The 19,639-nt window shown below is 49.6% G+C and carries 19 protein-coding genes, 1 tRNA gene and 2 pseudogenes; 2 read left to right on the top strand and 20 right to left on the bottom strand.

The genetic code is table 11. The features are described 5' to 3' along the window. From BZJ17_RS17395 to BZJ17_RS05860, 3 genes and pseudogenes are all read right to left on the bottom strand, one after another. Positions 1–336 (bottom strand): annotated as a pseudogene (locus BZJ17_RS17395) (glycosyltransferase); the annotation flags it as partial. Between the two features lie 657 nt (positions 337–993). After that, complete coding sequence (locus BZJ17_RS05865; RefSeq protein ID WP_077640091.1) at positions 994–1,497, bottom strand: hypothetical protein; 504 nt, start codon at positions 1,495–1,497, stop codon at positions 994–996. A gap of 40 nt (positions 1,498–1,537) precedes the next feature. Then, positions 1,538–3,850 (bottom strand): S8 family serine peptidase, encoded by a 2,313-nt coding sequence (locus BZJ17_RS05860; protein ID WP_077640090.1) that lies wholly within the window; start codon positions 3,848–3,850, stop codon positions 1,538–1,540. A 188-nt stretch (positions 3,851–4,038) separates the two neighbouring features. On the opposite strand from BZJ17_RS05860, the gene BZJ17_RS05855 reads away from it, so the two are divergent. Then, on the top strand, positions 4,039–4,482 hold the full coding sequence (locus BZJ17_RS05855; protein ID WP_077640089.1) for a hypothetical protein: 444 nt from the start codon (positions 4,039–4,041) through the stop codon (positions 4,480–4,482). A gap of 142 nt (positions 4,483–4,624) precedes the next feature. On the opposite strand, the gene BZJ17_RS05850 is transcribed toward BZJ17_RS05855, so the two are convergent. Beyond that, a tRNA-Ser gene (locus BZJ17_RS05850) sits at positions 4,625–4,712 on the bottom strand. A gap of 257 nt (positions 4,713–4,969) precedes the next feature. Here BZJ17_RS05850 and BZJ17_RS05845 point away from each other — a divergent pair. Next, positions 4,970–5,548 (top strand): UPF0149 family protein, encoded by a 579-nt coding sequence (locus tag BZJ17_RS05845; protein ID WP_077640088.1) that lies wholly within the window; start codon positions 4,970–4,972, stop codon positions 5,546–5,548. A gap of 169 nt (positions 5,549–5,717) precedes the next feature. On the opposite strand, the pseudogene nadA reads toward BZJ17_RS05845, so the two are convergent. The 16 genes and pseudogenes from nadA to BZJ17_RS05765 form a co-directional block, all read right to left on the bottom strand. After that, positions 5,718–6,614: pseudogene (nadA, locus tag BZJ17_RS05840) on the bottom strand (quinolinate synthase NadA); the annotation flags it as partial. A gap of 277 nt (positions 6,615–6,891) precedes the next feature. After that, entirely contained in the window at positions 6,892–7,620 is a 729-nt protein-coding gene (gene ybgF, locus BZJ17_RS05835; protein ID WP_077640086.1) for a tol-pal system protein YbgF, read from the bottom strand. 34 nt (positions 7,621–7,654) lie between these two features. Further along, positions 7,655–8,173, bottom strand: a complete 519-nt coding sequence (gene pal / locus BZJ17_RS05830) for a peptidoglycan-associated lipoprotein Pal (protein WP_069591079.1) — start codon at positions 8,171–8,173, stop codon at positions 7,655–7,657. A gap of 50 nt (positions 8,174–8,223) precedes the next feature. Beyond that, positions 8,224–9,570 (bottom strand): Tol-Pal system beta propeller repeat protein TolB, encoded by a 1,347-nt coding sequence (tolB, locus tag BZJ17_RS05825; protein ID WP_077455468.1) that lies wholly within the window; start codon positions 9,568–9,570, stop codon positions 8,224–8,226. A 103-nt stretch (positions 9,571–9,673) separates the two neighbouring features. After that, positions 9,674–10,717: a cell envelope integrity protein TolA gene (gene tolA, locus BZJ17_RS05820; protein ID WP_077640085.1), complete on the bottom strand. Its 1,044-nt coding sequence runs from the start codon at positions 10,715–10,717 to the stop codon at positions 9,674–9,676. A 9-nt stretch (positions 10,718–10,726) separates the two neighbouring features. Next, positions 10,727–11,173 carry a protein TolR gene (gene tolR / locus BZJ17_RS05815; protein ID WP_069591075.1) on the bottom strand — a complete coding sequence of 149 codons (447 nt, stop codon included), beginning with the start codon at positions 11,171–11,173 and terminating at the stop codon, positions 10,727–10,729. Between the two features lie 3 nt (positions 11,174–11,176). Then, positions 11,177–11,863: a protein TolQ gene (gene tolQ / locus BZJ17_RS05810; RefSeq protein ID WP_069591074.1), complete on the bottom strand. Its 687-nt coding sequence runs from the start codon at positions 11,861–11,863 to the stop codon at positions 11,177–11,179. Continuing rightward, positions 11,853–12,266, bottom strand: a complete 414-nt coding sequence (gene ybgC / locus BZJ17_RS05805; RefSeq protein WP_077640097.1) for a tol-pal system-associated acyl-CoA thioesterase — start codon at positions 12,264–12,266, stop codon at positions 11,853–11,855. The genes tolQ and ybgC overlap by 11 nt, the downstream gene beginning before the upstream one ends. Before the next feature lie 252 nt (positions 12,267–12,518). After that, on the bottom strand, positions 12,519–12,815 hold the full coding sequence (locus BZJ17_RS05800; RefSeq protein WP_157893164.1) for a cyd operon YbgE family protein: 297 nt from the start codon (positions 12,813–12,815) through the stop codon (positions 12,519–12,521). Next, positions 12,808–12,915 (bottom strand): cytochrome bd-I oxidase subunit CydX, encoded by a 108-nt coding sequence (gene cydX, locus BZJ17_RS05795; RefSeq protein WP_069591070.1) that lies wholly within the window; start codon positions 12,913–12,915, stop codon positions 12,808–12,810. The genes BZJ17_RS05800 and cydX overlap by 8 nt, the downstream gene beginning before the upstream one ends. Before the next feature lie 15 nt (positions 12,916–12,930). After that, positions 12,931–14,067, bottom strand: coding sequence for a cytochrome d ubiquinol oxidase subunit II (gene cydB / locus BZJ17_RS05790; RefSeq protein WP_077640083.1), 1,137 nt, complete (start codon positions 14,065–14,067; stop codon positions 12,931–12,933). Between the two features lie 11 nt (positions 14,068–14,078). After that, the gene (cydA, locus tag BZJ17_RS05785) at positions 14,079–15,662 is read right to left on the bottom strand and encodes a cytochrome ubiquinol oxidase subunit I (protein ID WP_198532181.1); all 1,584 of its coding nucleotides are present in this window, start codon (positions 15,660–15,662) and stop codon (positions 14,079–14,081) included. 487 nt (positions 15,663–16,149) lie between these two features. Beyond that, complete coding sequence (gene ruvB / locus BZJ17_RS05780) at positions 16,150–17,163, bottom strand: Holliday junction branch migration DNA helicase RuvB (protein WP_069591064.1); 1,014 nt, start codon at positions 17,161–17,163, stop codon at positions 16,150–16,152. Between the two features lie 3 nt (positions 17,164–17,166). Then, complete coding sequence (gene ruvA, locus BZJ17_RS05775) at positions 17,167–17,796, bottom strand: Holliday junction branch migration protein RuvA (RefSeq protein WP_069591062.1); 630 nt, start codon at positions 17,794–17,796, stop codon at positions 17,167–17,169. Positions 17,797–18,200: 404 nt separating this feature from the next. Continuing rightward, positions 18,201–18,722: a crossover junction endodeoxyribonuclease RuvC gene (ruvC, locus tag BZJ17_RS05770; protein ID WP_069591060.1), complete on the bottom strand. Its 522-nt coding sequence runs from the start codon at positions 18,720–18,722 to the stop codon at positions 18,201–18,203. After that, a complete protein-coding gene (locus BZJ17_RS05765; RefSeq protein WP_069591057.1) occupies positions 18,723–19,469 on the bottom strand; it encodes a YebC/PmpR family DNA-binding transcriptional regulator in 747 nt (248 codons plus the stop codon). Between the last annotated feature and the right edge of the window lie 170 nt (positions 19,470–19,639).

The raw sequence follows: 19,639 nt of genomic DNA, 5'->3' as shown, positions 1-19,639 counted from the left end.
AGAGTTTTCATCTAAATATAGGTTGCCCGCAATGATAGATGCATTAGATTTTTTATAAAAATCAATCAAACTAAGAATTGATTCCTCATCAATTTGAATGTCTGGATTCAAGAGAAGAAAGCAATCGTCCTTATCATATTCGTACTTACTAACATAGTACAAATAGTTAAGATTATTGTTTTCTGAAAATCCTTTATTTTTTTTATTATAAATATAATCTATATTATTATCCTTACAATAGGATTCTAAGTTAGCTTCCCTGCTATTACTTCTACATACCACAATGACATTTTCCATACGGGCCAATTTGGCTAACGACCCCATATCAATAATCATTTCTCCATGGTTGTGTGACACAGTGGAGATTATTAATCTCATTTTATTCCTGCTTTATATAAAAAATAAATTTCGCGCATTCAGGTATATTCTAGCTCGAATAACACATGAACGTGACATTGATCACAAAAAGTAATTAACCATTATAAAAAACCCACCCAGCCCATTGACAAAACAGCTCTCACAATATAGTGACAACAAAGAAAAGCTAGGATTTTGACACGCTACCGCCCTAGGGTTAGCTCCCCAAGTGCTGAGACTTTGCTGATATTATTTTGGGGGGTAGTTTACATCTCAATGAATGTGGGGTGAAGGGCTTTGTATGGCGCAACAAGTCAGTTTTTGGTCAATTCGTATTGAAGTAAGAGGCATAAGTTATAACGCTGCCATTATTGTCTCAGGCCGCGACGACGAGGCGATACTTGACCGCCTTCGCCATATCTACATCTGATAGATATCTAACACTATTTATTTAGAGTCGCGTTTCTGATACGACAGATGCGCCTTAAATTAATCATGAACGGTAAAATACTACAAACTATGCCAATCAACATACGTGTTCATGGTATCTTTTTGTTATCCATGTATTACCAGCAATCTCATTACAACCAACGGGCCGCCATGGCCCGTTGGTTTCCTATTGAGGCGCAAAGAGGGTCACTGAGGACGATTGCGGCTCTCTGCAATATCAAGGCGCGCCGAGGCAACTTGTGGAGACTGGCGCACTTTATCCAAGGTGGCGAGGATATCATGCTGGCCCGCAGCACTGAGCTGCCCTAACTTTGCACGCTCGTCAAAGTAGGTGACGTTGAGCTTGAGGCTTTCTGCCAAGTCATAAATGGAGCCATGGCTCAGCAAAACGGTGATATTACCTGTCACTTTCCCTACACTGCGAGTCACTTCGTTATAAACCGTACTCCCCGCTTGCAGCGGTTGGTTATTTAGGTTTACCCCTTTGTAACTTTGCAGTTCAGGTAAATCGGATAAGGTGGCATTCTCTCCGAGCTTCTCGGCAATGGCTTGCTCCGCGGTGGTCGCTTTACGCTCGATAGGTTGCACAATCGAAGATTGCGCCGGTTGCTGAATGCTACCCATGTCACTTGCGTTTGCAGCACCACTTATTCCCATTGCAGTGATAACAATCATTACGGCTGTTTTCATGATGAACTCCTTTCTATCAATCTGGTTGCTGTCAATGGGATCAGTGGCCATAGACGCGAATTTGTGCCGCAGTCAATTGGCTGGGTACGCGATTATTGTATATCTCACCAAAATCGGCGCGATTTGTATCGACAATATCAACCGTCCATTGGCCATATACGGTTTCGCCTAAAAAGGCATTGGCCAACATAGGTCCACTAATATGATACGCATATCCTGGATGGTCACTGTTACCTAATCCTTGATAGGCACCTAAAGACGTGCGCGACGTAGCGAGGATTGCTTCGGTACCCGACGGAGACGTCACTTTAATTGCGATATCTGACGCGGCTGTGCTTCCAGTCAGGTCGCCGTTGCTAACGGCGGTTAAATCGGCATTTTCAATATTAAAGCCAAATTGCAGTCCTTCAATGGTCAGATTGCTTTCAAGACGGCTTTCATCAAGCGTAAAGCGCAAGCTGGTCCCTTTTGCATCCGCATCAGGGATGCTGAGCGGCACGGATGGGGACACATCAATCCACTCACTTTCTACTAATGGCGGTAATTTGATCGGGTTCTGGATCGCCATCTCAATCGCTTTTCCGGCATTCACACGCCCGAAACCGTACTTATTATTAAACGAGAACCCTGCTGCGTTATCGACCCATCCCAAATGAACGGGGACGGTACGCTGACTGTCTTCTCCCCCTACCAACAGTGAGATAGGCTTATCGTTGACATCAATCTTGTCAGACGTTGCRGCGAGAATATAACGGATTTGTCGCCACGTAAGCTGCGGATTGGCCTGCGCTAACAACGCAACCACACCAGTCACATTCGGCGCAGCAGAAGAGGTACCATTGAAGGTATTGGTGTAATTACATGATGGATTCACGTCACGATTAAGGTCGGTCCCCGGTGTATTAAAAGGCCAGACTCGGGCGTGAAAATCCTCAACGCCAAGCGATGCCAAAAAGGCCCCGTTCGATTGTTCAAATTCATCGACCGCCGCTTGACTGGCATAACCACGCTGACACGACATTTGATCAGTTGTCACCATGGCGGGCTCTGTCGTACCGTATTCACCGCCTGGCGCAGCAACCCAAAGACTGGAACCTGCCGTCGAGTAGCTCGATTTTTTACCTGCCGTGGTCGTCGCCCCCACCGTCACAGTGTAAAAGCTAGCATTAGCGGGATCCCAGTTGCTGTCGTAGCAACTAAGAACACGTGATTGTCCAGATACAATACCGTTTTGAGCATCATCGCAAAGTTGATTACCTTCAGCCCAGCTTTGCGTCGACTCAAAGGCATTCCCTGCCGATTTAATATTCAACGCCCCCAAGCCTTGGCGAAGATATTTTGTGGGGTAACGGTACATGGTTTCATCCATCGTCTCTGTCGGAATAAACGCTGGCGCTGAAATACCATAACTGCGGTTGAACGCGGCGATGTTTTCGCTTTCACTAATCCCTGAACCTGTCATGCCATAGCTTGCCGCTTCGCTTGCGCTGGACTGTTCTTCAAGATAATTCATACCAATCAGATTGGCGTCGGGCGCGACCCCGCGTCCACCTAAGCCGTTCCAGCCTCTTGCCGCAATTAAACCGGCGACGGATGTGCCATGGTCGCCACCGGTACCGGTCGCTGTTGGGTCACTAGAGTCATCCACAAAATTAATCGAACGATTCGGCAATACATTATCAACCAGATCCTCATGGGCAATCGCCATTCCCGAATCCACCACAACAGTCGTTACCTGTTGGCCGGTAATGTTTTGTTGATGTGCCGCTAACACGTTCATGTCTTCACCAGAGACAAGAATGCTCGGGTCGTATTGATAACGGCGACGCGCTTCCTCTTCACTCATTCCTTGCGCCGTACGTAAATCTATCCAAGCTTGATAAGTTTGCGCTTGCATGGCGTAACCGGTCTGACCGGTGTTATTGAGATGCCACTGTTCGGAAAATAACGGATCGGACTTAAAGTCGCCGCTAATAGTGACAGACCCACGTAATATTTGATCTGCCGTCGTCAGCTCATAAGAGATTGTTCGGTTTTGGGTGGCATTGATTGGTACATAGAGCACCGTTTTATTAGTGAGATCGGCAGTCACGAGACCGTGTGAGAAGAGGTATTGGTCGCGAGTATTCTTCGTCACTTCGGTATTTTTCTCGAAGAATTTTATAGCCTCTACCGTGGTGTTTTGAGGGAGGATTTGCAGTGGCAATCCCACCCATTGCTTCATTTCTGTTGCCTCAAGCGTTTGAGGCTCTATGGTGACGACAGGTTTGTCTTGCTGTTGTATGTTACAACCTGAAATGGCTGATAACACGAGTACTGCGAGCAGCCCTCGTTTCATTCCGTTGCTTTGCATTTTATTTCCTTATTATTTACTTCCATGTAAAAGGAAAAATCAAACTACGGAACGTTAAACAAAAACTCAACATAAAAATATCAATTTGAAATAATTTTCTGTTATTTTGTGTATCCTTAGTGATGTCAGGATGTTTTATTCCATGCATTATGTAGGTTNCGATTACACTCACTTTATTAATGAGTTTTATGTTATTAGGATGTCAATCAATCGCACCCAAAGACCCAGAGTCTGCGAGTAATTCCGCTATTAATAACAACCAAGTCAGTGAAAGTGTGCCACCTAAAGTACAGCATAAACGCCTAAGGGAAACGCTTCTTGCCGTGAGCCATCAAACGTACGCAGAAACGCTCAATCAATGCCGGTATTTCCCAATGGGTTATTCACCATGTGAAGGTCCGGCTCGCTATATTGTTTACTCCATAAAAACGATGAGCTCAGCAGAACAAGCCAAGCTATTACAGCAGGTTGAGGAATATAATCAGCTGGATCAGTTTATTCAGGAGCTACGTCCTATTACATCACACTGTCAGCCTAAGCCAGTACCGCGCTTTTCACTGATCAATAATCAGTGCCGAGACGCAAACCCATTACTCAAGCCACTACCAATGAGTAACAGTAACCAAATTTGAAACCCGCATAAGACATCACCGCGACATGTAAGTGTTCCGGTAATAATGAATATTGGTATTTTGCGCACAAGCATTACGCGAGTGGTTGTAAGAAGAGAACGATAGATAGCAAAAAACCGCCACGAGGGCGGTTCTTTTAATATGGCGGTGAGAGAGGGATTCGAACCCTCGATACGTTGCCGTATACACGCTTTCCAGGCGTGCTCCTTCAGCCACTCGGACACCTCACCATATTGTTTTAGCGCTAATAAGCTAAAGCCATCTGCGCTAACGGGGGTGTACTATAGTGAGTTGCCGCCTTGGGGTCAACCGGTTAAGCACCTTTATCGGTGCGAATGACTGCTTTATCACCACATCTACCCTAATTCGCTTATTCGCAGGCGCATTTGGAATGGAAAGACGTGGGATTCCATGATGTAACAACGCAAGCGAGAACGAAAACTGTTAAACTCCACCCATCAACGATAACAGCTGGCTGAGACTTGTAATGACTTTATCTGAATTTCTTGCCCAACATGCCAATAGCGACAAGCTATTGAATGAGATGCAAACCCGTGGCGTCGTTACCGCCATGGCGGCTGCCCCCCATGTGATTAGTCCGAGTGAGTGGCTACCTGTACTTTGGGGCGGTGAAGAACAAGCGCCGTTTGAAAATCACGAGCAATTTGAAGACTACGCGAACCTGATTGTCGATATTTGGAATGAACAGCGCCAACAGCTGTTAGACAAACAATGGCACTGGCCAGAAGGTTGTGCCCTTGATGATGCAGAGATCGTCAACCAAGCAACACGTGATTTTGCCGAAGGCTTGCTCCAAGGCTGGAGTTTAACGCGTGATGATTGGGAAACCTTGATGCCGGAAAACACCGAAAGTAATGCCCTTCTCGGCGGTGTCGTGCTGTCAATCAGCTTGCTCTATGATCCAGAAACGGCGCTATCCACCATGGAAGCACAAGGCGCAGAAGAGTTAGCACAGTTTGAAGAAATATATAATGCGATGCCAATCATGTTATGTGGCCTTACACATCACGGTGCGGCACTGGCGGAAGATCAGGAAAGATCCTAGGTCCTAGAATACGGAATACAGAACGCTTCGCTTACGTAGTACAGAAAGAGACGCTTCGCTTCTAGAGGCTAGATAAAGCAGTTCATGCTCGCATTGAGGCTATTGCTTTTTCCGTAATCTGTATTCCGTAATCCGTCGTCTTTTCCTAGGACCTAGAAGCCTAGGCCCTCCAAGGACAATGGGCACAGCTTCGACAGGTCGCGCCCGCGCCGGCTGTGGGTGCTTCAACGAGCTCTTTTTCCGGCACCATTTGCTGCATTTTGTAGAAAATGCCTTTGTCGGTGGCCACAATCAGTTTTTTGTTCGGCAAGGTTTGCGCCGCTTTAATCAGCTGACTGGTCGAGCCCACCGCATCGGCCATTTTCACCACGCTCGCCGGTGATTCCGGGTGAACCAAAATCGCCGCGTCTGGATAAAGATGCTTCATTTTCTCAAGCGCTTGGGCCGAGAATTCATCGTGCACCACACATTCCCCCTGCCATAGCAGCATGTCAGCGCCGGTTTCTTTTTCAATATAAGCGCCAAGATGGCGATCGGGGCCCCAGATGATCGGTTTGTCTTGACTGTCTAGGTGCTCGACAATTTCTAACGCAATACTCGAGGTCACTACCCAATCGGCACGCGCCTTTACAGCGGCAGACGTATTGGCATAGACAACGACAGTGTGATCAGGGTGCGCATCACAAAACTTGGTGAACTCATCCGCCGGACAACCCAAGTCCAGTGAGCACTCCGCGTCCAGTGTAGGCATTAATACCGTTTTTTCGGGAGTCAGAATTTTGGCTGTTTCGCCCATAAAGCGAACGCCAGCCACAATCAGGGTTTTGGCTGGATGTTGATTGCCAAAACGGGCCATTTCTAATGAGTCCGCGACGCACCCGCCTGTTTCTTCGGCGAGCGCTTGGATCTCTGGGTCCGTGTAATAGTGAGCGACCAGCACAGCATCTTTTTCTTTTAGCAGTTGTTTAATGCGTGCAACATGTTGTTTTTTCTCAGCGTCACTCAATGCCACAGGTTTCGGCGGAAAGGGATAAACCCTTTGCGACGTTTCAATCACTTGGCTCATGGGATTACTCATGCTTACTTCCAGTCCGGGTAGTATAACGTGAGTGGGGCTGGAGTCCTAGGGCGGAGGTTCTAGGTGACGGAGGACGGAGTACCGAAAGAGGCTAGAGGCTAGAGGCTAGAGGCTAGAAAACATTCTAGGGGCCCGCTCTACGCTCTTTCTAGTTTCTAGTCTCTAGTTTCTAGTTTCTAGAAGCGAAGCGTCTCGCCTTTTCCCGTATTCCGTAAGCGAAGCGCTCTGTATTCATTAAGGCCCTAGGCTCCTAGGACCTTATTGCCTACATCGCATTTTTCGCTTGTTTAGCGCTGGTAGAATCCGGATAAGTATCAATGACTTGTTGGAAATACTGGTTGGCTTGCGCTGTGTTGCCTTGCTTCTGAGCAATTAAACCCAGTTTGAGTAAGGCATCGGCACGTTTATTGGAATCTTTAAACTGGCTTACGGCAGTAAATTCCTTGCTCGCCTGCTCAAAGTCACGCTTGGAGAAGAACAGCTGGCCCAGCCAGTAATGGGCATTTGCGGTGTAGACAGACTCTGGGTATTTTTTCAAAAACGCATTAAACGCTTTGGTTGCCCCTTGGTAGTCTTTCTCTTTTAAGATCAGATTCACGGCCGCTTCATACGCCGCATTCTCGGTTTGATCGCTGGTGTAGTTCACTGACGGGTTTTCATCAGTGGATTTTGTTTCTTTCGGCGCTGAGGATTTCGCCGTGCGCAGATCATCGATTTCTCGATAGAGGTCCCGTTGACGCTCAACCACTTGTTGAATGTCGTAGCTATTTCGTTCAACGTTACCGCGTAAATTGCTCAATTCTTGCGCCATTTGATCAAGTTGACGCTGCATATCGAGCTGCATTTGATTACGCGCTTGCAGCATGCGCTCTAGGCGCTCAATGGCGGTGCCACCTGACCCTACTTCTGTCACCGGAGCAGGTGCGGCAGCCACTGGGGCTGCCACACTCACCAGTAACGCCAGCGCGAGAGTTCGCACAGAGTTACTGTTCATTGTCATACCTTTTATCCATCACCCAAAGGGAGGATTAGTAAACCAATACTGCGCGACGGTTTTTCGCGTACGCGTCTTCGCTTTGGCCAAGAACCAATGGTTTCTCTTCACCGTAGCTTACGATTGAAATCTGGCTTGCAGGAACGCCCAGTGCTTGCAGGTACTTAGATACCGCTTCTGCACGACGCTCGCCCAGCGCGATGTTGTACTCAGGGGTACCGCGCTCATCGGTGTGGCCTTCAACCACAACTTCCATCGCTGGGTTGTTACGCAGGTAAGTCGCGTGCGCATCCAGCATGTCTTCGTATTGTGGCAGAACTGACGAATCGTCAAAGTTGAAGTAAACGGTTTGCGACTGACGTAGCTCTTGGTTGCGGATTTCTTGCTCAGTCATTGAGCCTTGACCGTCAACCGGAGAAACGACGGTGGTGCCGTTTTGGTTAGTTGATTGACCCGCACCGCTGCCCGTTGCGCTGTCGCTTGAGCTACAAGCGGCCAAGGTAAACATCGGCAGTGCCACCGCCAGACCTTTTAGTACTTTATTGATTTGCATTCTATTTTCCTTTTCTAGAAAGTTAGCGCACGTTGTTTAAAATTAAAAACTTATAAGTAAGGTGACCAGGCTGGTGCACGCACGCGCCCGTTGGTTGCCGGAAGCCGCGCTTTAAAGCGACCGTCTACTGAGACAAGCGACAACACGTTTTTACGTCCATATACCGAGCTGTAAATCACCATGCTGCCATTTGGCGCAATACTTGGCGACTCATCCAACAAGGTTTTGGTCAGAATTTGCACCGCCCCGCTGTTTAAGTCTTGCTTGGCAATGTTATATCCCGACGCTGACTGATTCACCATAATCAAGAAGCGACCGTCTGGCGTGAGTTGCCCACCCATGTTTTGGTTGCCCTGCCAAGTGATACGTCTGCTGGTCCCGTCGGCTAAATTTACGCGATAAATCTGAGGTTTGCCACCCCGGTCAGAGGTGTAGATGAGCGAGTTACCATCTGGATCCCAAAATGGCTCGGTGCTGTTCGCGCGGCCATGTGTAATTTGAGTGAGCTTCTTCGTTTTCAAATCGAAGGTATACACCTGCAGGCTGCCGGTTTTCGAAAGCACCAGTGCCAATTGGCTACCATCTGGAGAAAAACGCGGTGACCCATTGTGGCGCGGATACGAAGAAATCTTTTCACGCTCACCGGTGTAGATATCCATGATAAAGATTTCCGCTTGGCCATTTTCAAAGCTCACGTAGGCCAGTTGGCGACCGTCTGGAGACCATGCTGGAGACATCAGCGGCTGCTTTGAACGCAACACCAAGCGCTCGTTAAATCCGTCGTAATCAGACAAACGCAGCTGATACGGATAATCGGCTTCCTCCTCAATCACCACGTATGCGATGCGTGTGAGGAAAGCGCCTTTTTCGCCAGTCAGCTTTTCATAGACAATATTTGAAATACGATGCGCATAACGGCGTAAATCGCTGGCTTTCACGGTTGCGCGGTTATTTACCAATAAATGATCGTCGGTTTTGACCAGCTGGCCGTCCGCGCCCAATCCTTTACTTTCTCCGCCGGTGAGTTGACCACGGACGATATCAATCAACTGGTAATCAATTTGATAGCGGCCGTCAGCGGTTGGCGTGATGGTACCAGTGAGTACTGAATCCACACCCAACGCAGTCCAAGCGTTGTAGTCTACATCACTGTCGCGATAAGGGGTTTGCGGCATTTCACTAACCGACAATGGGTTGAACTTACCACTACGGCGTAAATCCGACCCAACCACGCCCGACACATCTTCCGGTAATTCACCCTGCCCTTTCCACTGAAAGGGGATCACGCCAATAGGACGGGCTGAGTTTACCCCTTCAGTGATCACCAACTTGAGTGCTGCGTGCGCAGGTTGCGTTGCTAAAAGCAGGCAGGCAAATAGCATGGCCATCAATGCCATACCACGCTTTAGGGCACGCTGCCATGCGGCCTGATTACGCCTCTTTGTCATCGTGTTTGTGCCACCAGCTAGGCTCACTTCCATCATGTCTTTTTCCTGTCAATTAGTTAGGTCTAACCGTTAACTCAATCTCACGCAGTTTTGCAATAATGTCACCATCATCTGGCATGGGAAACTGAGATACAGATACCACCGCGGTTTTAGTTGCGCGACATAAGCGTGTATTGCCCGCTTTCTCTTTTACATCCAAAAGCAGACCGGTTGGCGAAAGGCGCATATTTACCACACACTCTTGTCCCGTTAATCCGTCGTCAACAAGCAGGCGTTGCTGGATCATTTGGGTAAAAATGGCGCCATAACGCGCCACTTCATCTTGGATAAATTGTCCGCGTGCGCTTTGCCGCTGACTGGCCTCAGATTCAAGGCCAGAGAACAAATCGTTTAAGGCCGCCTCTTGCTCTTGCTGTCGGCGTTTTGCCTCTTCGGCTTTTCGCTCTGCCTCTTGGCGCGCTTGCTCGGCTTTGCGGGCTTCCTCTTCCGCTTTCTTACGCTCTGCGAGCTTGCGTTGGCGCTCCGCCTCTGCTTTTTTCGCTGCCTCTTCGGCCTTGCGTTGTTCCGCTAGTTTTTGCTGACGCGCTTTTTCTGCCTGCTCCGCGGCGAGTTCAGCCTGACGTTTTTCTTCCAGCTTACGCTGACGCTCGCGCTCTGCTTGTTGGGCTTTTTCACGCGCGATGCGCGCTTGCTCTTCTGCTTGGGCTTTTTGCTCGGCAAGACGTTTTTTCTCTTCACGTGCTTGGCGCTCAGCCTCAAGCTTTTGCTGTTTTACCTCGCGTAAGCGCTGCTCTTCTTGTTCACGTTGCTGCTCAAGACGCTGAGCTTGCTGCTCTAATCGCTTGAGTCGCTCCGCTTCTTCTTGCTTGGCTTGGGCACGCTGTTGGCGGATCTTCTGTGCTTGAGCATTGACCACCGCAGGATCAATCACAGTCGCATCAATCGTACTCCCCGCTTTTGGGGTTGGCGTGGCTGTTTTTCCAAAGTCCGCGCCAACGAGAAGAACAATCACGAGCACAAGGTGGAGCGCGGCAGATATCGCCAGCGCAGGCGCTAACGAGTCTTTTTTATGGGTGACTTTCTTTGTTTCGCTCATCGCTTTTCCCTATGACTCATAAGGTTCAGTCATTAGGCCTACCGATGACACACCAGCCTGATTGAGCGCATCGAGCGTTAAGATGATTTCCGAGTAAGGCACGCGTCCATCACCTCCCACTAAGACCGGAGAATTAGGATTAAGCTGCAGCTCGGCTTTTACGCGCACCAAGGTATCTTGCAAACTTAAGCCGCGAACCATGTCGCCATTATTCACACTCAAGCCGAGTTGGCCGTCCTTATCTACTTCAACAATGATAAACGCGCCACTGTCCTCTTCTTTAGCCAGCTCTGCGGCGGTTTTCGCTTCCGCCGTCTTGGGTAGCTCAACATCCACCCCTTGCGTTACAAAGGGAGCGGTCACCATGAAGATAATCAACAGCACCAGCATCACATCAATGTATGGCACCACATTGATTTCTGCCGTCATTTTGCGTCGTTTCGGTTGGTACGCCATGGATTACTCCTGGGTTGCCGCAAACGCTTGACGGTGCAAGATGCTTGAAAACTCTTCCATAAAGTTCATGTAATTGTGTTCAAGCTTGGAGACTTTCGCAGTCAGTCGGTTATAGGCCATCACCGCAGGGATCGCGGCAAACAGACCCATGGCGGTTGCTACCAAGGCTTCAGCAATACCTGGGGCAACCATCGCAAGAGTGGCTTGTTTAACTGCGCCCAACGCAATAAATGCGTGCATAATGCCCCACACAGTCCCGAATAGGCCGATATAAGGGCTGATCGAGCCCACGGTCGCAAGGAAAGGCAGGTGCGTTTCGAGCTCCTCGACTTCTTTAGAAAGCGATACTCGCATGGCACGTGCAGTACCTTCCATGACCGCCTCCGGCACTTTGCCATTGCTGCGGTGCAAACGGGCAAATTCTTTAAAGCCTGAATAGAAGATTTTCTCACTCCCCGTCAGGGCGTCTTTTCGTGCTTGCACTTCTTGGAAAAGCTGAGAAAGGTCAATCCCCGACCAAAATCGGTCTTCAAAGCGTTCTGCTTTGCCAAAAGCCTGCTGCATGACTTTAGAGCGTTTGATAATCATCGCCCACGACACCACTGACATACCCAGCAATATCAACATCACTCCCTTAACAAGCAGGCTTGCTTGCAAAAACAGGTCGAGAATGGAAAGTTCAGCGGTCACGTAATATCTCCGATTTTATCTGTGTTGGAATCGATTTGGGTTTCATCACTGTAGGGTCGACACAGGCTATCTTAACCGTCGCCGCACACAATGTTTGTTGCTCAGAATTCACCAAAGTTTGACAAAACGTCAAGGTCGCTCGCCCGATGCCTGACACTGTAGTGACAACCTCGAGGGCATCGTCTAATCGCGCCCCACGTTGAAAGTCGATATCCATGTGGCGAACAACAAAAGCGATATTGTCGTCAAAGAGTGTGTGTTGATTGACACCCGCTTCGCGCAGCAGTTCAGTGCGCGCGCGCTCAAAATACTTGAGGTAGTTAGCGTGATAAACGACCCCACCCGCGTCGGTGTCTTCGTAATAAATGCGAATCGGCCAGCGAAACGGCACAGATCCCGTCATTTCTTTACCCATTGTCGCTTAGAGATAGGCAAATACTATACCTAAGTTGTTTACGCATAGAAATGCTCGCACGATACGAGTCTCGGATTCTGAACAATTCTTACCAAGAGAAGTGATATGCCCCAAACTTTCGCGCTTTTTCGGCACTTAAATGCAGAAAAAAGCACCACTTGGGTGCTTTTGTCATTTGGATGTCACTTTACGCACCTTGACGCCGATGCCACGTTTGCTTAAACGTATGTAGAACGCTAGTTAACGCATCAGCCATACCCAAAGCAGCATCATGCTCACCAGCCACCCCAAAGGCGGCCACGTTAGCCACTGGCTCCAGCGCCCTTGGGCACTAAAGCCCACCGCATGAATAACGCCAATGCAGGTTGCATATAGCAATCCCAAACCGATGAGCACATTAAAGCCCCCCATCTGTGCGGCAAGCGCTTGAGGGTGCCACATCACTTGACCGCCCCAGAACAAGGCTGAGGCAAGTGAGAGCAGGCGCCAAGGGCCGGGGAAACCCCGCCCCTTCGGTGCGTGAGTGTGATCACTCATTGTCTTTATCCATCGCCTCGGTATGTTCAAGCCACAGGGCATTGATAATACCGAACGCGCAAGCCAGCAGGACGCCGAGAATCCAAGTGAAATACCACATATGCAGGCTCCTTAATCAGTACAGTGAGTGTTTGTTATCTTCGATAAACTTGGTATCTAAGCGACCAAACATTTTGATGTAACACCACAGGGTGTAACACAAAATCAAGGGAACAAAGATACACGCCACCACCGTCATAATAGACAGGGTCAGTTCGCTTGAGGTGGCATCCCACAAGGTCAAGCTATGGCCTGGGAAGGTGCTTGATGGCATCACGAAGGGGAACATTGCAATGCCTGCCGTCAGGATCACACCGGCAATGGTCAGGCTTGAAAACAGGAACGCCCAACCACCGCGCTCAACGCGCGATGCGATCAGTGCCAACAGCGGCATCAGCGCACCGGCTAACGGCGCAAGCCACAAGATTGGCATAGCTTGATAGTTTTGCATCCACGCACCACTTTGTACCGCAACCTCTTTAACCAATGGGTTGGATTGGGCTTGTTTGGCAATCTCGCCCACAATCACGTAACCATCGATGTGTTGGATCCAAAAACCGGCGAGTACAAACAAAACCGTGGTTGCCAATGCACTGATTTGCGCGACAACACGTGCACGCTCATGCAGTGCCTCTGTGGTTTTCATTTGCAGCCACGTCGCCCCTTGCAACACAATCATACCTAAGCTCACTAGGCCACACACCAAGGCAAACGGGTTAAGCAGCGCAAAGAAGCTGCCCGTGTACGTTGGGATCAACAGATCGCTTAGCTGGAAAGGCACGCCTTGCAGCAAGTTACCAAATGCCACCCCGAAGATAATCGGTGGCACGAATCCGCCCGCAAAAAGGCCCCAATCCCACAGCGTTCGCCAGCGGGTATCTTCAATCTTAGAACGATAGTCAAACCCAACTGGACGGAAGAACAATGCCGCCAAAGTGATGATCATCGCGACATAAAAGCCCGAAAACGAAGTTGCATAGACCAAAGGCCAAGCGGCAAACAGCGCGCCCCCTGCGGTAATCAACCACACTTGGTTTCCGTCCCAGTGCGGCGCCACCGAGTTAATCATCACACGACGTTCACTGTCGGTTTTACCGATCACCGTGAGTAGCGCGCCGACGCCCATATCAAAGCCGTCCGTTACGGCGAAACCAATCAGTAGCACCCCGATGAGGACCCACCAGATCAGCCGTAAAATTTCATAATCAAACATGCTGTCTCTCCTTATGCTTCAATCTGACGGCTAAAGTCCGCTTCTCGGTTGCCTTGCTGCTCAAAGTGATAGCGTCCTGTTTTTAGGCTACTTGGCCCTAGACGCGCAAATTTGAACATCAGATAAAGCTCTGCCACCAAGAACAAGCTGTATAAGGTACAGATAGCGATCATCGAGAAAATGATATCGCCTGCAGCCAGGTTTGAAGCTGCCATGTGCACAGGTAAGATCTCACCCACCGCCCAAGGCTGACGGCCGTATTCGGCAACAAACCAGCCAGCTTCGCAAGCAATCCAAGGAAGCGGGATACCGATCATCGCCAGTTTTAGCAGCCATGGCTTCTCACCAATACGCTGACGGGTGGTTTGCCAGAAACTCATGCCGAAGATAAACAACATCGCAAACCCACAGGCCACCATGATGCGGAAGCTCCAGAACAAAGGCGCAACGTGTGGAATTGAGTCTTGCGCGGCTTGCTGGATCTGGGTTTCTGTCGCATCTACAACTTTATCGGTATAGGGTTTTAGCAGTAGCCCATAGCCAAGATCGCCTTTCACTTCATTGAAGGCTGCGATGTTCTCTGGTGTTTTCTCACCGCCACGTAATTTTTCAAGTAATGCATAAGCTTCCATACCATTACGAATACGCAGCTCGTGTTCAGTCACCAAATCACGCAGACCTGTCACTTCTTTATCCAGCGAGCGAGTGGCGATAATGCCCATCACATACGGAATCTTAATCGCATAGTCAGTATGCATGGTTTCTTGATTCGGCAAACCGAGTACCGTGAACGCCGCCGGCGCTTCTTCGGTATGCCACTCCGCTTCAATGGCGGCCAGCTTCACTTTTTGTACATCGCCAAGCTCATAGCCAGACTCATCACCCAGCACAATCACTGACAAGATAGCCGCCATACCAAACGACGCGGCAATCGCAAACGAGCGGCGAGCAAACGCCAAGTCACGCCCTTTTAGCAGATAGTAAGCGCTGATGCCCAATACGAACATCGCGCCGGTGGTGTAACCAGCCGCGACGGTGTGGACAAACTTCACTTGGGCGACGGGGTTAAAGACCACCTCGGCGAAGCTAACCATTTCCATACGCATGGTTTCAAAATTGAACTCAGCGCCGACTGGGTTTTGCATCCAACCGTTAGCCACCAAGATCCAAAGCGCAGAAAAGTTTGAGCCTAAGGCCACCAGCCAAGTCACCATCAGGTGCTGGCGCTTACTGAGCCGGTCCCAACCAAAGAAGAATAGGCCCACAAAAGTGGATTCAAGGAAGAAGGCCATCAGTCCTTCAATGGCAAGTGGGGCCCCAAAAATATCTCCTACATAGTGGGAGTAGTACGCCCAGTTGGTACCAAATTGAAACTCCATGGTGAGGCCTGTTGCCACACCGAGCGCAAAGTTAATACCAAACAATTTGCCCCAAAACTTGGTCATGTCTTTGTAGATTTGCTTGTCGGTCATCACGTACAGGGATTCCATGATGGCCAGCAAAAATGCCATGCCGAGTGTTAAGGGAACAAACAGGAAGTGATACATCGCGGTCAGCGCAAACTGCAGCCGCGATAAATCGACGATATCGGTAATCATGGTCACTCCTTCACACCGTTTCTCGGTGCCGATACGAGGTATCGTTCGTTTTTCTTTCTCACCCTGCGCGCAGTTGTCACCACTGCTGACGCGGGGAAAGCCACACACACTTTCTCAATAACCGCTCGCTTGTTACACGCTTGAAACGCTAACGTTGCTTTATAGTTAAAATAAATCTAATTAAGCTATTTCTAATGTTAGACGCACAATGTGTTGTCGTTAACTTTGTCGTTATCGGTTTGTCGAGCAAGCTGCAAAACCAGCATGCTAATGACGATAATTTATAAAAATGTGATTAACCACAAAGAAAAGCGATGATGATGGCGCAGCCTTTGAAGCTAGCTCTCACTCACGCGATGCGACTGACACGGGCAGTTGTCGCCACAATACGGGGTCACGTGCTACATAACCTTAATCTAGATCAAAAAACCCCATTGGTTGGCGGCCAATAGGGCGATTTATCAATTATTTTGCTTGACCTGTTTTAGGGCTGCGGTAGATCAAAGCCAAAGTGCAGGTAAGCGCGTTGGGTGGCGATGCGTCCTCGCGGCGTGCGCTGCAAATAGCCTTGTTGGATCAAATACGGCTCAATCACATCTTCAATGGTGTCTTTTTCTTCGCCAATCGCGGCCGCTAAGTTATCTAACCCAACCGGTCCACCATCAAACTTTTCAATGATGGCATTGAGTAGCTTACGGTCCATGTAATCGAACCCTTGGCTATCCACATCCAGCATATCCAGTGCTCGTTGCGCTATATCTGCGCAAATGTGGCCGCTGCCTTTCACTTCGGCATAGTCTCGTACACGGCGCAACAGGCGGTTCGCAATACGTGGTGTGCCGCGAGAGCGGCGTGCTACTTCTACTGCGCCTTCGTCTTCCATCGACAGCGCGAGGCAATGAGCACTGCGTTTTACGATTCCCGTTAAGTCATGCACATTGTAATATTCAAGCCGTTGAGTGATCCCGAAACGATCGCGTAGTGGCGAAGTCAACGAGCCTGCCCGTGTTGTCGCACCAACCAAGGTAAACGGTGGCAAATCAATCTTGATGGAGCGCGCCGCCGGCCCTTCACCAATCATAATATCTAATTGGTAGTCTTCCATCGCCGGATAAAGCACCTCTTCAACCACAGGGCTTAGGCGATGAATTTCATCAATGAATAAGACATCATGCGGTTCAAGGTTGGTCAAAAGCGCCGCCAGATCGCCGGCTTTTTCTAACACAGGGCCTGAAGTGGTACGAATATTAACGTCCATTTCATTGGCGACAATGTTTGCCAAAGTGGTTTTCCCCAGCCCCGGCGGGCCGAAAATCAACAGGTGATCCAACGCCTCTTGTCGCTTACGTGCAGCATGGATAAAGATTTCCATTTGATCACGGACATGATCTTGCCCTTGGTAATCGTCCAATAATTTGGGACGAATCGCGCGGTCAATCACGTCTTCTTCCCGATCATGATTGGCTTGCGCGGAGATTAAACGATCAGCTTCTATCATGGATTACACCATTGAACGCAGTGCGTGTCGGATAACGTCTTCACTGCTCATTTCGTCGGTTGCGATTTGTTTCACCACTTTCTCGGCCTGCGCGGCTTTATAGCCCAACGCCACCAGCGCGCTCACTGCTTCATCAGCAGCAGATGAGACAGTGGTCGGCGCCTGACGCGTCGGTGCGCCGCTTCCATCGGCGGCATCGGTATAAGGCGTAAAGAGATCAAACGCTTCCCAGTTTTTCAACCGATCGCGCATTTCAATCACCAGCCGCTCTGCCGTTTTCTTACCCACACCGGGAATTTTGACCAAGGTAGACACATCGTTGTGCTCAACACTATCGACAAACTGGTGAGCCGTCATGCCGGACAAAATCGCCAAGCCCAGTTTGGGTCCGACGCCATTGGCCTTAATCACTTCTCGAAACAAGGCACGCTCACGTTTACCACTAAAGCCAAACAAAAGCTGCGCATCCTCGCGCACCACGAAATGAGTATAAATAGTGGCCACCTCACCGACTTCGGGCAATTGATACAAACAGTTCATCGGCATACTCACTTCATAGCCAACGCCATTCACATCAATCAAAATCTCAGGGGGCTGCTTTTCTAGCAGGGTTCCGTGTAATCGGCCTATCACAATGTGCTCTCAGTTTTTTACTTTGTCGACAAGGATAAATAATAACTGGATCTATATCCAGTCTGATTGACGACGGGCGGAATACGGAATACGGAATACGGAATACGGAATACGGAATACGGAATACGGAAAAGCATATCGTGCCTGTCCCTGCAGAAAAAGGGCCTAGGTCCTAGGATCCTAGGCACTACTTCCTGCTCTTCCGTATTCTGTAAGCGAAGCGCTCTGTGTTCAAGATCCCGAATACCGATGACGGAATACAGAGTACAGAAAAAGCAATAGCCTCAGTGCGAGCATGATCTGCTTTATCCAGTTTCTAGCCTCTAGTCTCTAGAAGCGAAGCGTCTCGTCTCTTTCCGTACTCCGTAAGCGAAGCGCTCTGTATTCAAGAACAAAAAGCGCTTTTATCGATACCGCCCGCGACGCGCAGAGCTGGCTTTGCCCGCCATCGCTATCATGGTGTGATAGGTATGCGCATGACAAATCGCCACGGCAAGCGCATCGGCAGCATCGGCTTGTGGAGTAGCATTGAGTTTCAACATATGGGTGACCATGTGCTGCACCTGCTTTTTATCCGCACTGCCTTTCCCCACGACGGCTTGTTTGATCAAACGGGCCGCATATTCTGACACCGGTAAGTTTGCATTCACGGCAGCGACAATGGCACTACCGCGAGCTTGACCCAGCTTCAGCGCGGAGTCGGCATTACGCGCCATAAACACTTGCTCAATCGCAAAGTTATCCGGCTGAAATTGGGTGATCACTTCACTCACCCCCGCATAAATTTGCTTGAGCCGGCCGGGTAAATCCTCACTGTCGGTACGAATACAGCCGCTGCCAAGGTACTCCAAATGCCGGCCTTGTTGGCGGATCACGCCGTAGCCGGTGATCCGCGAACCTGGGTCAATGCCCAGTATGATTGCCATTTAACTTAAGCTCGCTGCCACTTCGTCGGAGATATCACCGTTATGGTAGACTTCTTGCACATCGTCAAGGTCTTCTAGCATATCGATAAGACGCAGTAGCTTAGGGGCGGTGTCCGCATCCAGCTCCGCTTTGGTCGATGGCACTTGTGTGACTTCAGCACGCTCTGCCTCGAAACCCGCTTTGTCCAAGGCATCTTTTACATTGCCGAAATCATTTGGCGTGGTGTAGACATCCATCGAGCCATCGTCGTAAGTCACCACATCATCGGCTCCCCCTTCCAATGCAGCTTCCATCACCGCATCTTCGTCAAGCCCTGAAGCGTAGGTGATCACGCCTTTTTTCTCGAATAAGAAGCTCACTGAACCATCTGTACCCAGATTACCACCTGATTTTGAGAATGCGTGACGCACACCAGACACGGTACGGTTACGGTTGTCAGTCATGCATTCTACCATCACCGCCGTCCCTGCCGGACCGTAGCCTTCGTAGATCACCGTTTCCATGTTGTCGTCGCCATCACCGCCCGCACCACGCGAAATCGCACGATTGATGGTGTCACGGGTCATATTGTTAGACAGCGCTTTATCCACCGCGGCACGCAGGCGAGGATTGGTTTCTGCTTCGGGGCCACCTTCTTTGGTTGCCACCACAATTTCTCGGATTAGTTTGGTGAAAATCTTACCGCGCTTCGCGTCTTGAGCGGCTTTACGGTGTTTAATGTTCGACCACTTACTGTGACCTGCCATATCGACTCTCCGTTTTTTGCGCTCCCCTCACGTGAAAGGAGTAATAAGAAAAAACGCGCCTTGGCTTTGCAGTCGGAGGCGCGTTGATGAAAATTCCCGCATGCTAAGGCCATACCGCGAGATAGGCATCGCGCTTAGTCATGGGGTCAACGGGCAAACGCTGTTGCCCG

The sequence above is a fragment of the Salinivibrio sp. IB574 genome (assembly GCF_001996205.1).
In the GTDB taxonomy this organism is placed as follows: Bacteria; Pseudomonadota; Gammaproteobacteria; order Enterobacterales; family Vibrionaceae; genus Salinivibrio; species Salinivibrio proteolyticus.
This window is presented reverse-complemented; position numbering and strand designations above follow the sequence as displayed.